The organism is Extensimonas vulgaris (genome assembly GCF_003337425.1).
Lineage (GTDB): Bacteria > Pseudomonadota > Gammaproteobacteria > Burkholderiales > Burkholderiaceae_C > Extensimonas > Extensimonas vulgaris.
The window spans coordinates 1-13905 of sequence record NZ_QPJU01000018.1; the positions used below are offsets into that span (position 1 = coordinate 1).

Consider the following 13905-nt stretch of genomic DNA (forward strand, 5'->3'; position numbering starts at 1 on the left):
CTGCCGTCAGCGTGGTCTTGCCGTGGTCAACGTGACCGATCGTGCCCACGTTGACGTGCGGCTTCGTGCGTTCGAATTTTCCTTTTGCCATTTTCGGACTCCGAAAAAACTGTACCTAATACAACCGCCGAAACTCGGCGCAACCAAACTTGGACACACCAAAACTGGTGCCCATGGCGGGAATCGGACCCGCGACCTCTCCCTTACCAAGGGAGTGCTCTACCACTGAGCCACATGGGCAAGATGCCACTTCCTGAGTGGCACCATCGAAACCTATACCATTGGAGCGGGAGACGGGAATCGAACCCGCGTCATTAGCTTGGAAGGCTAGGGTTCTACCATTGAACTACTCCCGCACACCTTGCATGAGCCAACGGACTTCACACACGGGATGGTGGAGGGGACTGGATTCGAACCAGTGTAGGCGTAAGCCAACAGATTTACAGTCTGCCCCCTTTAACCACTCGGGCACCCCTCCACAGAGTCGCGCATTCTAGCACGGTTTTTGATTTCGTTCGAAGACTGGCGAAGGCAATCGCATGAATGTGTTGCCATGCCGCATCCTGGCTGCCTGTCGTTGGAGTGCTTGCGCCGCCGCGCTTTCAGGTCTGACTGCCCGTGCAGCCAACGCCTGCGTCGATCTGCCCTCCAGCACGCGGTTGATTGCCACCAACCGGCCTACTTCCTTCGCGCTCAGCATCACCTCTGCTTGCCCCATCGCTCATCTCCCTCCACTTCGACGGGGACATTTGTCATTGAGGCAAAGAGGACATTACTACTTTGGGCTCACGAGCTCTTGAGACAGCGGTATTTCAGGTTATACTCTTCGCTCTTGGCCCGGTAGCTCAGTTGGTAGAGCAGAGGACTGAAAATCCTTGTGTCGGTGGTTCGATTCCGCCCCAGGCCACCACTATTCAGCGCCCAACCGTTCTCGGTTGGGCGTTTTCATTTGCGGGTTCCCCAAGCCGCGCGGGCTTCGGGGTCGTTCTGCGTGTGCCAGCCGCTCCGGGCACGGGCGACACAACACGACAAGTTCGCCCCTGTTTCGCCCTATCTTCTCTCGAAACCTGCGCCAACTTCTTCGCCGTGGCACACGCAGACGGCGTTTTCCGTCAATGGTTTGTGCCTGTGCCGATGGGAATGGTTGGCTCGCGGGTTTGCTGTTCCAGATTGCCCGTGCAAACCCACGAGACCAACCCCAACGTCAGCCCTTGGGCGGGAACAGATCATGACCGTAGCTGTTGCGCTCACGGATCTGGCCATCGCGCCCTCGGATGAGCATCTCGCTCTGCTGGTGGATGGCGATTCCTCGTGCACGGTCAAGCGCCTGTGCCTGTGCCTGTTGCTGTGTGTCGTGGACGGAGGTGAGGCGGTCGTTGCCTTCACCACGCAGCCCATTGTTCACCGCCGTTGACGGGTACGACCCATTGATTCTTTCTGCGGATTGTCAAGTCGGCAAAAAGCCCTCGACCGACAAATAACGCTCGCCCGTGTCGTAGCAAAAGCCCAGCACCTTGGCGCCGGCGGGCAACTCGGGCAGTTTTTGCGCGATCGCCGCGAGCGTGGCGCCTGAGGAGATGCCTACGAGCATGCCCTCTTCGCGCGCGGCGCGGCGGGCGTATTCGCGTGCGGGTTCGGCGTCGATCTGGATCACGCCGTCGAGCAAGGAGGTGTCGAGGTTCTTGGGCACGAAGCCCGCGCCTATGCCCTGGATGGGGTGCGGTGCGGGGGCGCCGCCCGAGATCACGGGCGAGGCCGAGGGTTCGACGGCGAACACCTTGAGGCGCGGGAATTGGGCCTTGAGCACGCGCGCCACGCCCGTGAGGTGCCCGCCCGTGCCCACGCCGGTGATGAGCGCGTCCAGCCCTTCGGGGAAGTCGGCCAGGATTTCCTGCGCCGTGGTCTGCATGTGAATGGCGACGTTGGCCGGGTTCTCGAACTGCTGCGGCATCCAGGCGCCGGGGGTGCTGGCGACGAGTTCCTGGGCGCGCTCGATGGCGCCCTTCATGCCTTTTTCGCGCGGCGTGAGGTCGAAACGTGCGCCGTAGGCCAGCATCAGGCGGCGCCGCTCCATGCTCATGCTCTCGGGCATCACGAGGATGAGTTGGTAGCCCTTGACCGCAGCCACGAGCGCAAGGCCGATGCCGGTGTTGCCCGAGGTCGGCTCGATGATGGTGCCGCCGGGGCGCAGCTGGCCCGTGCGCTCGGCCTCTTCGACCATGGCGAGCGCGATGCGGTCCTTGATCGAGCCGCCGGGGTTGCTGCGCTCGGACTTGATCCATACCTGTGCGTCCGGGCCGAACAGCCGCTGGATGCGCACGTGGGGCGTGTGGCCTATGGTTTGCAGGATGTTTTCGACTTTCATGGCGTCTCCGAAAAAGCAGGCAAAGGTGGAAAAAAGGAAAAGCCATTGTGAAGCAGCCGATGCGCGGTTGGCGCGATATGGATATTCCTGCAGTGGATAAGTGACACTTGACGAGCATCAAGACAAGCCGGCGCAGTGGCTGCATGATGCGGGGGAACTTCAACACGTAGGGACCGCGCGTCCGACCATTGCCATGAACATGCTGCACCTGAACATTTTTTGGTTGACCTTCGGTTGCGGATTGCTTCTGATCGGCTTTTCGGGCCGCAAATACCGTTGGGGGCCGGGGGTGATGCTCGTGGGCATCATTGGCGTGCTGGGCATGATCGGCTACAACATCTATCAATTGCTCTACCACCCTTGAGCATCGACGATGAGCCCATAATTGAGTCTTGTGAAGCACGCCAGACCGCCGCTGGTGCAAGCTGGGAAACCAGGCACTGGAGGAAGGTCCGGACTGCACAGGACGGCGTAGCAGCTAACGGCTGTCCACCGTGAGGTGAGGATCAGAGCAACAGAGACGAGTCTGGGCGACTGGGCATTCCGGGGTGTTCTGCGACGTGTCAGCGCAAGCTGGCGCGTCGCAGCCGCCTTGGGTGCACAGCACCCAGGGTGAAACGGGCAATCTCTACGCGCAGCAATACCAAGTAGGCCAGCCTGAAGCCCTCGTGGCTTCGCCCTGTGGTTCCGCAGGGAGCGCTGGCGGGTAGGTAGCACCGAGCCGTGGTGGCGACACCCGGCCCAGATTAATGGCGGTCAGCTTCGGGCGACCGAAGCCACAGAATCCGGCCTATCGGCGTGCTTCACTTTTTCTCTGGACTTACGCAAACAAGGATGCAGCAAAGTGCGTTGCCATTGGGGCGTGCGCCTTGCCTGACCCCGATTTGCGTCAGTCGTGTTTCTTTTCCCCAGATCAGTCATTCCCCGGCTGCATGGCTTGGATACGCTCCACGTGTGCGAGCAGCGAGCGCTGCGCCATGGGCCAGAGCTGCTCGGGCACGTCGTCGTAGGCGATGCGCACCCAGTCTTCGAGGCTGCCGTCGGGGTGGGCCTGCATCGCGGCAAGCACTTTGGCTTCGCGCGCGAGGCGGTGCGCCTTGAGGTGCGCGATCGCCTGGCGCGCAAAGCCGAGCACGTGGCCGTGCGCAGGCAGGATGAACTCCACGCCGTGCTGGGCGCACAGGGCGTCCAGCTTGTCGAGCGATTCGAGATAGTCCGTCATGTTCCCGTCCGGCGGGTTGACGATGGTGGTGCTGCCGTTGAGGATGTGGTCGCCGCTGAACAGCAGGGCGTCTTCGCGCAGCAGCAGGCACAGGTGGTTGGCCGCGTGGCCGGGCGTGTGTATCACCTGCAGGGTATGAGTGATTTTGCCCTCTGGCCCTTGTCCTTCCAGCGTGAGCAGCTCATTGTCTTGTAGCGCACGGTCAGGTGTGAAGGCCCAGGCGGCGAGCGCCGTGGGGGCCGAGGGCAGGCCCAGCACCGGCGGCTTTGGGCGGCCGTATTGCGCGACCAGCGCCGCGAGCGGCGCGGCGCCCGGCGAATGGTCGGGGTGCGAGTGCGTGCACACGATCATGCGGATGTCGCCACCCGCGGCGCGCCAGAGCCTTTCGAGGTGCGCGTGGTCGGCCGGGCCGGGGTCGAGGGCGATGTAGCCCGTGGCCGGGTCGCCCACGAGGTAGCTGTTGGTGCCGGGGCCGGTCATCACGCCGGGGTTGGGGGCCGTGAGGCGTTGCAGGTTTTTCAAAAGCGGCACGGGCTGCTCGCTCTGCCAGTCGAGCGTGTGGTGCAGTTGCCCGTCGGGGCAGACCAAGGCCAGCTCGCCGTAGGGCATTTCGTCTTCCATGTAGTGCGCGGGTTTGCCCGCGAGCATGCCGCCGCGCGGGCAGCTGGTCCACAGCGGCTGCTCGCTCGCGCAGGCGCGCAGCACGGCATCGACGCTGTCGAAGCGCGCGAGGCGCTGCAGCGTGCGGATGGTGGGGAAGATCATGAAAAACTGCCCGGCCTCGTGGCGCGCGAGCGCATCGGCGGGGCGCACCCAGACGGGCTCGAACTGCTCGGCTTCGTCGGCCACGGGCGTTTGCCCGGGCGGCATGCGCGCGACCAGAAAGGCCACGTCGAAGCGCTTGGGCATGTCGCGGTCGGTGATCCAGCGCGCGAGCGTATAGACGCCGTCGGCCGCGAGGCGCAGGCCGCGCGCCTGGCATTGCGCGAAGAACGGCGCATGCCGATCGAGCGCTGCGAGGTCGGCCTCGCCCGCCATGCGGCCGTCGGCGTGGCGCGCGAGCAGCACGCCCAGCTCTTCGTAGCTCTCGCGGATCGCTGCGATGGCCTGCGTGAGCTGCGCGTCGTCTTGCGTCGCGCGGCGGTCGGCGAGCGCATGCGCCTGTGCGTCTTCGGCGTCGATGCTGCCGCCGGGAAAGACGTAGGCGCCAGGCACGAAGCTGGCCTTGGCCGAGCGGCGCGTCATCAGCACTTCGAACTGGTTTTTGCCATCGGGGCTGGGCGCGTCGCGCAGCAGCAGGACGGTGGCGGCGGGGCGCGGCGTGACGAGCTCGCGCTGGGGGTACAGGTATTGGCTGGGACGTGGCATGCGCTGCATTATGGAGACTGTTGTGGCGCTTGTCTAACGGTCGTTTGGTTTGCGCGAGGCCTGCAGATTGGCTGGCGCAAAACGGCCCGGCGGCTGGCGAGCCGCGATAATCGGCCCCATGCAGATCCGCTTCACCAAGATGCAAGGCGCGGGCAACGACTTCGTCGTGCTCGACGAGACGCAGGGCCGCTTGAACCTCACGCCTGCGCACTACCGCCTGCTGGCCGATCGCCACTTCGGCGTGGGCGCCGACCAGATTTTGAGCGTGCGCCCCGCGCCCACGCCCGAGGTGGACTTTGAATACGTGATCCACAACGCCGATGGCGGCGAGGTGCAGCAATGCGGCAACGGCGCGCGCTGCTTCGCGCGCTACGTGCGCGAGCGCGGCCTCACACACAAAGACCGCATCCGCGTGCAAACCCGCGCCGGCGTGATCACGCTGCAGCTCACACCCGATGGCGAGGTGACGGTCGACATGGGCTGTCCCGTGTTCGAACCGGCGCGCGTGCCCTTCGACACGCGCGGCCTGCAGCCCGTGCCGCAAGGTTCAGGGCAAAAATGGCCGCTAATGCTTGATGGACAAGCGCAGGCTGCTCCTGTTTTCGTTAGCGTTGTGTCCATGGGCAATCCGCATGCGGTGCTGCTCGTCGAGGACGTGGATACGGCCCCGGTCGCGCAGCTCGGGCCCTGGATCGAGAGCCACCCGCGTTTTCCCGAGCGCGTGAACGTGGGCTTCCTGCAGGTCGTGGCGCGCGACCACGTGCGCCTGCGCGTGTACGAGCGCGGTGTGGGTGAGACGCTCGCGTGCGGCACGGGCGCGTGCGCTGCCGTGGCCGTGGGCGTGCGCTTGGGACTGCTAGACCATGCAGTGCAGGTGGATACGCGCGGCGGGCGCCTGCGCATCGCCTGGGGCGGGCGCGACGCCGACCCCGTTTTCATGACCGGCCCGGCGACCACCGTGTTCGAGGGCCAGATTCGACTCCCCGACACCTTATGACCACTCCTACGCCACCGACCAGCCCGCTTATCGCCCCGCCGATTGCCCCGATCACCGAGGACGACATCGCCGAGTTCCTCATCCAGACGCCGGGCTTTTTCGAGCGCCACGCCGAGGTGCTCGCGAGCGTGCAGCTCACCAGCCCGCACGGCGGCCGCGCGGTGAGCCTGCAGGAGCGCCAGGCCGAGCTGCTGCGCGAAAAAATCAAGGGCCTGGAGCTGCGCACCATGGACATGGTGCGCCACAGCAGCGAAAACGCCGCCATCGCGCACAAGGTGCACCAGTGGGCGTTGGCGCTGCTGCAGACAGCCGACGCGTACGACCTGCCCCAGGCCGTGGTCGATGGCCTGTGCACCTTGTTCGACGTGCCGCAGGTCGCGCTGCGCGTGTGGGGTGTGGCCGAGCCTTACGCGCAAGCGCCGTTCGCGCAGGGCGCGAGTGCCGACGTGCAGGCCTTTGCGACCTCGCTGACCATGCCGTTTTGCGGCCCCAACCTGGGCTTCGAGGCCACGGCCTGGCTGCCCGACGCGGCGCAGGTGGCGTCGCTTGCGCTGCTGCCATTGCGCGCCGGTGCGCTCGAAAATGCCACGCCGGCGTTCGGCCTGCTGGTGCTGGGCTCGCCCGATGCGCAGCGCTTTCAGGCCACCATGGGCACAGAATTCCTCACGCGCATCGCCGAACTCGCGAGCGCGGCGCTCTTGCGCCTGCGCTGAGCGCCACGGAACGTCGCGCCGGGCCGCAACCGCTTTCTTTCACAACCGCTGTGTCCGAATCCGCTTCGACCGCGCCAGCCGCAACTGCGACCACGCCAGCGTCCCCATCGCCGACTGAATCTGGCGCATCCGCCGCATCCGCGGAACCCGCGGTGCAGCGCTATCTCGACTACGTGCGCTACGAAAAGCGCCTGGCCGAGCGCACCTGCACGCTCTATGCGTTGGATCTCGACAAGCTTGCGCGCTGTGCGGCCGACGCTGGCGTGCCTCTGCTGCAGCTGCAAAGCGCGCACATCCGCCGCTGCGTCGCGCAGATGCACGCCGCGGGGCGCAGCGGGCGCGGCATTGCGCTGATTCTGTCGGGCTGGCGCAGCTTTTTCCGCTGGGCCGCGCGCCAGGGCCTGGTGCCGCACAACCCCGTGCAGGGCGTGCGTGCGCCGCGCGTGCCGCGGCCCTTGCCCAAGGCGCTGGGCGTCGATGAGGCCGTGCTGCTGGCCGACTTTGAAAAACCCACGGCCGACCCCTGGCTCGAAGCGCGCGACGCCGCGATGGTCGAGCTGCTCTACGGCAGCGGCCTGCGCGTGGGCGAGCTCGCGGGCCTCGACGTGGCGCCCAGCCCCGCAGCCGAGCGGCAAGGCCGCGGCTGGATCGACCTGCAGGCCGGCGAAGTGCACGTGCTGGGCAAGGGCGGCAAGCGCCGCAGCGTGCCCATGGGCGCCGCCGCGCAGCAGGCGCTGCAGGCCTGGCTTGCGCTGCGCGCCGTGCCGTTTGCGCGTGGCGCAGTGGATGCCGCGCTGTTCCTCGGGCGGCGCGGCAAACGCCTCACGACGCAATCGATCTGGGCGCGTGTGCGCCAGCGCAGCCAGCAGGCGGGCCTGCGCAGTCCCGTGCACCCGCACATGCTGCGCCACTCGTTTGCCAGTCACGTGCTGCAGTCCAGCGGCGACCTGCGCGCCGTGCAGGAGCTGCTGGGCCACGCGAGCATCGCGAGCACGCAGGTCTATACGCGGCTCGACTTTCAGCACCTCGCCAAGGTCTACGACGCCGCGCACCCGCGCGCGCGGCGCAAGCCATAGTTCCGCTTCGGCGCCCCACGCGCCATCCTCACCATGAAAACCATCCGCCTGCACCCCGGCAAAGAGCGCTCGCTGCTGCGCCGCCACCCCTGGATCTTCGAGTCGGCCATCGCGCGTGGCGGCGGCGACAGCGGCGAGACGGTGCGCGTGGTCTCGCACGAGGGGCAGTTTCTCGCCTGGGCGGCGTTCAGCCCGCACTCGCGCATCCGCGCGCGTGTGTGGAGCTTCGACGAGGCGCAGCGCATAGATGCTTCGTTTTTCGAAGCTGCTTGCGCCCGTTCCGTGGGCGCTAGAGCCCGATTTGGCATTGAAAGTGACGGCCTGCGCCTGGTGCATGGCGAGTCCGACGGGCTGCCCGGCCTGGTCGTGGATCGTTACGCGGACACGCTGGTCGCGCAGTTCACGAGCGCCGGCGCCGAGCGCCACAAGCAGACGCTGGCCGACGCGCTGCTGCGCGCCACGGGCTTGCACAAGCTCTACGAGCGCTCCGACGCGAGCGCGCGCAAGCTCGAAGGTCTGCCGCCCGCAACGGGCTGGCTGCGCGGCGGCCCGGCCAGTGCCGAGATGCCAGCGCCGCCGCTCGAGCTGCGCATCCGCGAGCACGCCTGGCAGTTCTCGGTGCATATCGCCGAAGGGCACAAGACGGGGTTTTACCTCGACCAGCGCGACAACCGCCGGCGCTTTGCCGACTACGCCGAGCGCCTGCGCTTTGCGCGCGTGCTCAATTGCTACTGCTACACCGGCGGCTTCACCGTGGCCGCGCTCGCGGGCCTGCGCGCCGCGGGCGTGCAAGGGGCGCAGGTCTGGTCGATCGATTCATCGGCCCCGGCGCTGGCGCGGGCACGCGCGCACGTGGAGCTCAACGGCTTGGACGCGAGCCAGGCGCATTTCCTCGACGCCGACGTGAACGCCGCGCTGCGCCAGTTCTTGCAGCAGGGCGAGCGCTTCGACGCCATCGTGCTCGACCCGCCCAAGCTCGCGCCCACCATCGCCCACGCCGAGCGTGCCGCCCGCGCCTACAAGGACATCAATCGCCTTGCACTGCAATTGCTCGCGCCGGGCGGGGTGCTGTTCACCTTTTCGTGCTCGGGCGGCATCAGCGCCGACTTGTTCCACAAAATCGTCGCCTCCGCCGGCGCTGACGCGGGTGTCGATGCCTACATCCTCGAGCGCCTGGGCGGCGCGCCCGACCACCCGATGACGCTGGCCTTCCCCGAAGGCGAGTACCTCAAGGGGTTGATGGTGATGCGCAAATAGCGCTGCGCTGCAAGGATTCTCAGGCCACGGTGCCGAGCAGCAGGTACTCCATGAGCGCCTTTTGCACGTGCAGGCGGTTTTCCGCCTCGTCCCAGACGACGGACTGCGGGCCGTCGATCACCTCGGCGGCGACTTCTTCGCCGCGGTGTGCGGGCAGGCAGTGCATGAACAGGGCGTCGGGCTTGGCGGCGGCCATCATTGCGGGGGTCACGCACCAGTCGGCAAAGGCTTTTTGCCGCGCCGCGTTCTCGGCCTCGTAGCCCATGCTGGTCCAGACGTCGGTGGTGACCAGGTCGGCGCCTTTGCAGGCCTCATGCGGGTCGCCAAAGAATTGATAGCTGCTTGCGCTGATCCCACCTGCACTGGAGGCCATTTTGGCATCGATTTCGTAGCCGCGGGGCGTGCTCACGTGCACCTTGAAGCCCAGGAGCGACGCGGCCTGCAGCCAGGTGTTGGCCATGTTGTTGCCGTCGCCCACCCAGGCCACGGTGATGCCTTTGAGGCAATCGGTCGGCCTCGCCTGCCCGGGCGCGCTGCGGTGCTCGATGAAGGTGAACAGGTCGGCCAGGATCTGGCAGGGGTGGTATTCATTGGTCAGGCCGTTGATCACGGGCACGCGCGAGTGCGCGGCGAAGCGCTCGATCTTGGTCTGCTCGAAGGTGCGGATCATCACCAGATCGACCATGCGGCTGATGACGCGCGCGGTGTCCTCGATCGGCTCGGCGCGGCCGAGCTGGCTGTCGCCCGTGGTCAGGTGCACGACCGAGCCGCCGAGCTGGTACATGCCGGCCTCGAAGCTCACGCGCGTGCGCGTGCTGGCTTTTTCGAAAATCATCGCGAGCGTGCGATCCACGAGCGGGTGGTGTTTTTCGTAGGCCTTGAACTTCTTTTTGATGAGCGCGGCGCGGCGAAAGAGGTAGGCGTATTCGTCGGCGCTGAAGTCGGTGAATTGCAGGTAATGTTTCATGGGGATGTCCGAGTCCGGTTCATTCGGCCAGGAAGGCTTGCACCAGCGGCGCGAGGCGCGCGACGATGTCGTCGGCTTCGGCGGCGGTGAGGATGAGGGGCGGCACGATGCGGATCACGCTTTCTGCCGTGACGCTGATCAACAGGCCCGCGTCGGCCGCGCGCTGCAGCAATGCGCCGCAGGGCTTGGCGAGCTCCACGCCCAGCATCAGGCCCTGGCCGCGCACTTCCTTGACGCCCGGCAGGCCGCCGAGGGCGCGCTCCAGCCCGGCCTTGAGGTGCGCACCCACACGCGCGGCGTTCTCGAGCAAGCCGTCTTCTTCCATGATGCGCAGGGTTTCGAGGCCCGCGCGCATGGCCAGCGGGTTGCCGCCAAAGGTGCTGCCGTGGTTGCCCGGCTGCAGCACGTTCGCGGCCCTGGGGCCGGCCACCACCGCGCCCACGGGCACGCCCGAGCCCAGGCCCTTGGCCAGCGGCATCACGTCGGGCACGATGCCCGCCCACTGGTGCGCAAACCACTTGCCCGTGCGACCCATGCCGCATTGCACCTCGTCGGTCATGAGCAGCCAGTCGCGCGCGTCGCACAGGCGGCGCACTTGCTGCAGATATTCGATGCGCATGGGGTGGATGCCGCCTTCGCCCTGGATCGTTTCGAGGAACACCGCGACCACGTTGGGGTTGCCCGCGGTGGCGCGCTCGAGTGCGGCGATGTCGTTGAGCGGCACGCGGATGAAGCCCTCGACCAGCGGGCCGAAGCCGGCCTGCACCTTGGGGTTGCCCGTGGCCGAGAGCGTGGCGATCGAGCGGCCGTGGAAGGCTTTTTCATAGACCACGATTTCGGGCCGCTCTATGCCTTTGTCGTGGCCGAACTTGCGTGCGATCTTGAGCGCGGCCTCGTTCGCCTCCAGGCCCGAATTGCAGAAGAACACGTTGCTCATGTGCGCGTGCGCGGTCAGCCTGGCGGCCAGCGCCTCCTGCAGCGGCACGTGGTAGTAGTTGGAAGTGTGGATCAGCTTGCCCAGCTGCTCCTGCAGCGCCGGCACGAGCTTGGGGTGGTTGTGGCCCAGCGTGTTGACCGCGATGCCCGCGAGCGCATCGAGGTATTCCTTGCCGTTCACGTCCCACACGCGGCAGCCCTGGCCGTGCGAGAGCGCGATGGGCAGGCGCCCGTAGGTGTTCATCACGTGGGGCGATGCGGCCTCGATGAAAGCGGTCATGCGCGAATCTCCTGGCGGTGCAGTGGTGGCGGGTTGGCCCGCGGTGCGCGAGACGCCACACGCGCCGGGCTGGAAGGCAAGGATTCTAGTGTAGTGTTCGACGCTATCTGCGACATAAAACCGCGTCTTTTCGGCCCGGGCCGCGTTGCAAATCCTCGCGATACCACCCGGTATCGCTGCGGTTTGCGCCTTGCCCAGACCAAAAATCCATCGGTTTTATTTGTCGCATCAAGCATCGAACACTACACTAGCCAGCCTGAAATGGCGGCTGAAATGACAGCTCTTATATAAGAGCTAGAATCTTCGCTGCGGTGCAACATGCAGCGATCCTGCCATGCGTGCGAACGGCCGCCCACCAATCCAACCCCGATGGTTTCCCCTTCCAGCAAAGAAGTCTTCATCCTGGGCCTCACCGAGGAAGGCAAGAGCTTTCGCCCCAGCGACTGGGCCGAGCGCCTTGCGGGCGTGATGAGCCAGTTCCGCCCCGGCGGCGCCGCACCGGGCACCCATTTGAATTATTCCCCCTGGTGCATCCCGACCACGCTCGATGGCGTGAAATGCGTGGTCGTGAACAGTGAGTTGCGCGAACACGAGCCCATGGCGTGGGATTTCGTGATGAATTTCGCGCGCGACAACCATCTGCAAGTACGCGAGGGCTGCCTGCTGCCGGATGCAGTGGAAAAACCGGCGGAAAAGCCCGCTGCAAAGAAGCCGTGAAGACCACCCCGCAGGTTGATCAGATCGCCTTCTGAATCCACCAGCCGCGAAACAGATACGGCAGGCGCGGCCCTTGGCGGTCGGACACGCCGCCTTTGTCTTCCACGCTCACGGCGAGCTCGACCACACCCTGCAGCGCCTGCGGCTGCACGGGAATTTGCAGCGTCTGGTATTTGCTCAGCACGAGACCGAGCGAGCGTGGCGGGTTTTTGCCGTCCAGTGCCCACAACTGCATGCTGTCTTCGGGGCCCTCCCGCACCGCATTGAGGCGCTGCACCTGCAGGGCGGCTGCCTTGGGGTCGTAGGTGACGAGCAGGGCCGGGCGCTGCTGGTCGTTGACGAGCACGGCCACGTAGTGCACCTGCGGCAGCGCCACGATCTTGGCCTGCAAATGGCGAATCTGCGCTTTGAGCTGCTCGTACAGGCTCGCGCTCGTGGCCCAGCCGAGCGCGAGCACGAGCAGCAAGGCGACGCTGAGCGCCCGCCACCAAGGGCTGACGCGGCGCGTGGGCGGCGCCGACGCCGTCGGACTGCCGCCCGCGGACTGGGGGTCGGGTGCGGGCGTGGTGGAAGGTGGGGCAAGGGGATCGGTCATGGCGAAAGTGTGTCTTCAGCCGAAGTATGCCTGCGGCGCGAAATGGCTTCTCCACCCCAGCCGCCCGCCAGCGAGCGGCTGACGCACAATGGCGAGACAGCGGCGCCGCAAGGCAAACCATGGGCGCGCCGCTCTAGTAGCCTGTCGGACTTTGGGCGTCGAAAGCGAGAATGGGCCCCGGCGAGGCCAGTTTTTGCCGGACTCGCCGCCCCATAGCGGGACTATGGGGCAAGAAGACGATAAAAAATGGGCCGCTGCGGCACATTCGCAGCCGACGATTCCAAAGTCCGACAGGCTGCTAGATATTTTCTCACCCAAGGAGTTTTTGCATGGACTTGATCGAACGTTTGCAATGGCGCTACGCCACGAAAAAGATGGACCCGACGAAAAAGGTGCCCAAAGAAAAAGTCGAGCGCATTCTGGAGGCCGTGCGCCTGGCGCCCACGTCCAGCGGGCTGCAGCCGTTCGAAGTCCTCGTGGTGACGAACGCCCCGTTGCGCGCAAAAATCCAGGCCATTGCCAATGGCCAGACGCAAATCGGCGACGGTTCGCATCTGCTGGTATTTGCCGCCTGGGACGACTACACCGCCGAGCGCATCAATGCCATGTTCGACCTCACCAACGCCGAGCGCGGCGGCACCAACGAGGGCTGGGAGGCCTACCGGCAGATGCTGCTCGCGCGCTATCCGCAGCGCGGCGCCGAAGTCAACTTTCAGCACGCCGCACGCCAGGCCTACATCGGCCTTGGCGTGGCCTTGGTCGCGGCAGCATTCGAGGAGGTGGACAGCACACCCATGGAAGGTTTCGACGCGGATGCGCTCGACGCCCTGCTGAACCTGCGCGCCCGCGGCCTGCGCAGCGTCGCCATCATGCCCTTGGGCTACCGCGATGCGGCCAACGACTGGCTGGCTCCCCTCCAAAAAGTGCGCCGCCCGCGCGAGCAGTTCATCACCTGGCTGGAGTGAGGCCCTGAGCCAAGCGGCGCGTCTGCCGCGCCAAAAGAAAAACCCCAAGTAAATCAATTACTTGGGGTTTTCAATTGGCGGAGAGGGTGGGATTCGAACCCACGGTACGCTTGCGCGTACGCCTGATTTCGAGTCAGGTACATTCGACCACTCTGCCACCTCTCCTTGGTGTCGAAGCGCGCAATTCTAGCAGCCTGTCGGACTTTGGGCGTCAATAGCGAGAATGGGCCCCAGCGAGGCCAGTTTTTGCCGGATTCGCAGCCCCATAGCGGGACTATGGGGCAAGAAGACGGTAAAAAATGGGCCGCTGCGGCGCATTCGCAGCCGACGATTCCAAAGTCCGACAGGCTGCTAGTTTGACTGTGTCAATAAAATCCCAATCTATCGGATAATTCAAGTCTTCCTCCTGAACGAGACGAACCCCAAGAAATGGAGAGCGAACTCGAC

At 65.8% G+C, this 13905-nt stretch carries 13 protein-coding genes, 5 tRNA genes, 1 other RNA gene and 1 pseudogene; 9 read left to right on the forward strand and 11 right to left on the reverse strand.

Annotated features, from left to right (window positions below):
* The 4 genes from DFR45_RS13950 to DFR45_RS13965 all read right to left on the reverse strand — a co-directional run.
* Positions 1 to 91 (reverse strand): GTP-binding protein (locus DFR45_RS13950; RefSeq protein ID WP_032978997.1); only part of this gene is annotated, 91 nt, incomplete at its 3' end.
* Between the two features lie 74 nt (positions 92 to 165).
* Positions 166 to 240: transfer RNA gene (locus tag DFR45_RS13955), tRNA-Thr, on the reverse strand.
* 42 nt (positions 241 to 282) lie between these two features.
* Positions 283 to 356 (reverse strand) — tRNA-Gly (locus DFR45_RS13960).
* A 36-nt stretch (positions 357 to 392) separates the two neighbouring features.
* Positions 393 to 478, reverse strand: a tRNA-Tyr gene (locus tag DFR45_RS13965).
* A gap of 356 nt (positions 479 to 834) precedes the next feature.
* Between DFR45_RS13965 and DFR45_RS13970 the strand changes: the two genes are divergently transcribed.
* A tRNA-Phe gene (locus DFR45_RS13970) sits at positions 835 to 910 on the forward strand.
* Between the two features lie 294 nt (positions 911 to 1204).
* Here DFR45_RS13970 and DFR45_RS13975 read toward each other — a convergent pair.
* Positions 1205 to 1445: pseudogene (locus tag DFR45_RS13975) on the reverse strand (DUF2188 domain-containing protein).
* Between the two features lie 2 nt (positions 1446 to 1447).
* Complete coding sequence (gene cysK, locus DFR45_RS13980) at positions 1448 to 2365, reverse strand: cysteine synthase A (protein WP_114484350.1); 918 nt, start codon at positions 2363 to 2365, stop codon at positions 1448 to 1450.
* Between the two features lie 100 nt (positions 2366 to 2465).
* On the opposite strand from cysK, the gene DFR45_RS14410 reads away from it, so the two are divergent.
* Both DFR45_RS14410 and rnpB read left to right on the forward strand, forming a co-directional pair.
* Complete coding sequence (locus DFR45_RS14410) at positions 2466 to 2729, forward strand: hypothetical protein (protein ID WP_144686981.1); 264 nt, start codon at positions 2466 to 2468, stop codon at positions 2727 to 2729.
* A gap of 32 nt (positions 2730 to 2761) precedes the next feature.
* Positions 2762 to 3174: RNase P RNA component class A (gene rnpB, locus DFR45_RS13985), an RNA gene on the forward strand.
* Between the two features lie 104 nt (positions 3175 to 3278).
* On the opposite strand, the gene DFR45_RS13990 is transcribed toward rnpB, so the two are convergent.
* A complete protein-coding gene (locus DFR45_RS13990; RefSeq protein WP_114484360.1) occupies positions 3279 to 4955 on the reverse strand; it encodes an MBL fold metallo-hydrolase in 1677 nt (558 codons plus the stop codon).
* 118 nt (positions 4956 to 5073) lie between these two features.
* Here DFR45_RS13990 and dapF point away from each other — a divergent pair, with 118 nt between their 5' ends.
* From dapF to DFR45_RS14010, 4 genes are all read left to right on the forward strand, one after another.
* The gene (gene dapF / locus DFR45_RS13995) at positions 5074 to 5952 is read left to right on the forward strand and encodes a diaminopimelate epimerase (protein ID WP_114484351.1); all 879 of its coding nucleotides are present in this window, start codon (positions 5074 to 5076) and stop codon (positions 5950 to 5952) included.
* Positions 5949 to 6665, forward strand: coding sequence for a DUF484 family protein (locus tag DFR45_RS14000; RefSeq protein ID WP_114484352.1), 717 nt, complete (start codon positions 5949 to 5951; stop codon positions 6663 to 6665). Before dapF ends, DFR45_RS14000 begins: the two co-directional genes overlap by 4 nt.
* 152 nt (positions 6666 to 6817) lie before the next feature.
* Positions 6818 to 7741, forward strand: a complete 924-nt coding sequence (locus DFR45_RS14005) for a tyrosine recombinase XerC (RefSeq protein ID WP_114484353.1) — start codon at positions 6818 to 6820, stop codon at positions 7739 to 7741.
* A gap of 33 nt (positions 7742 to 7774) precedes the next feature.
* Positions 7775 to 8998, forward strand: a complete 1224-nt coding sequence (locus tag DFR45_RS14010) for a class I SAM-dependent rRNA methyltransferase (protein ID WP_114484354.1) — start codon at positions 7775 to 7777, stop codon at positions 8996 to 8998.
* A 19-nt stretch (positions 8999 to 9017) separates the two neighbouring features.
* On the opposite strand, the gene argF is transcribed toward DFR45_RS14010, so the two are convergent.
* Both argF and DFR45_RS14020 read right to left on the reverse strand, forming a co-directional pair.
* Positions 9018 to 9965 (reverse strand): ornithine carbamoyltransferase, encoded by a 948-nt coding sequence (gene argF, locus DFR45_RS14015; protein WP_114484355.1) that lies wholly within the window; start codon positions 9963 to 9965, stop codon positions 9018 to 9020.
* A gap of 19 nt (positions 9966 to 9984) precedes the next feature.
* Complete coding sequence (locus tag DFR45_RS14020; RefSeq protein WP_114484356.1) at positions 9985 to 11181, reverse strand: aspartate aminotransferase family protein; 1197 nt, start codon at positions 11179 to 11181, stop codon at positions 9985 to 9987.
* A gap of 369 nt (positions 11182 to 11550) precedes the next feature.
* Between DFR45_RS14020 and DFR45_RS14025 the strand changes: the two genes are divergently transcribed.
* Positions 11551 to 11898: a DUF3579 domain-containing protein gene (locus DFR45_RS14025; RefSeq protein WP_114484357.1), complete on the forward strand. Its 348-nt coding sequence runs from the start codon at positions 11551 to 11553 to the stop codon at positions 11896 to 11898.
* Positions 11899 to 11917: 19 nt separating this feature from the next.
* On the opposite strand, the gene DFR45_RS14030 is transcribed toward DFR45_RS14025, so the two are convergent.
* Positions 11918 to 12493 carry an anti-sigma factor gene (locus DFR45_RS14030; RefSeq protein ID WP_114484358.1) on the reverse strand — a complete coding sequence of 192 codons (576 nt, stop codon included), beginning with the start codon at positions 12491 to 12493 and terminating at the stop codon, positions 11918 to 11920.
* 329 nt (positions 12494 to 12822) lie between these two features.
* Between DFR45_RS14030 and DFR45_RS14035 the strand changes: the two genes are divergently transcribed.
* Entirely contained in the window at positions 12823 to 13458 is a 636-nt protein-coding gene (locus DFR45_RS14035; RefSeq protein ID WP_114484359.1) for a nitroreductase family protein, read from the forward strand.
* 75 nt (positions 13459 to 13533) lie between these two features.
* Here the strand turns inward: DFR45_RS14035 and DFR45_RS14040 are convergent.
* Positions 13534 to 13623 (reverse strand) — tRNA-Ser (locus DFR45_RS14040).
* Positions 13624 to 13905 lie beyond the last annotated feature (282 nt).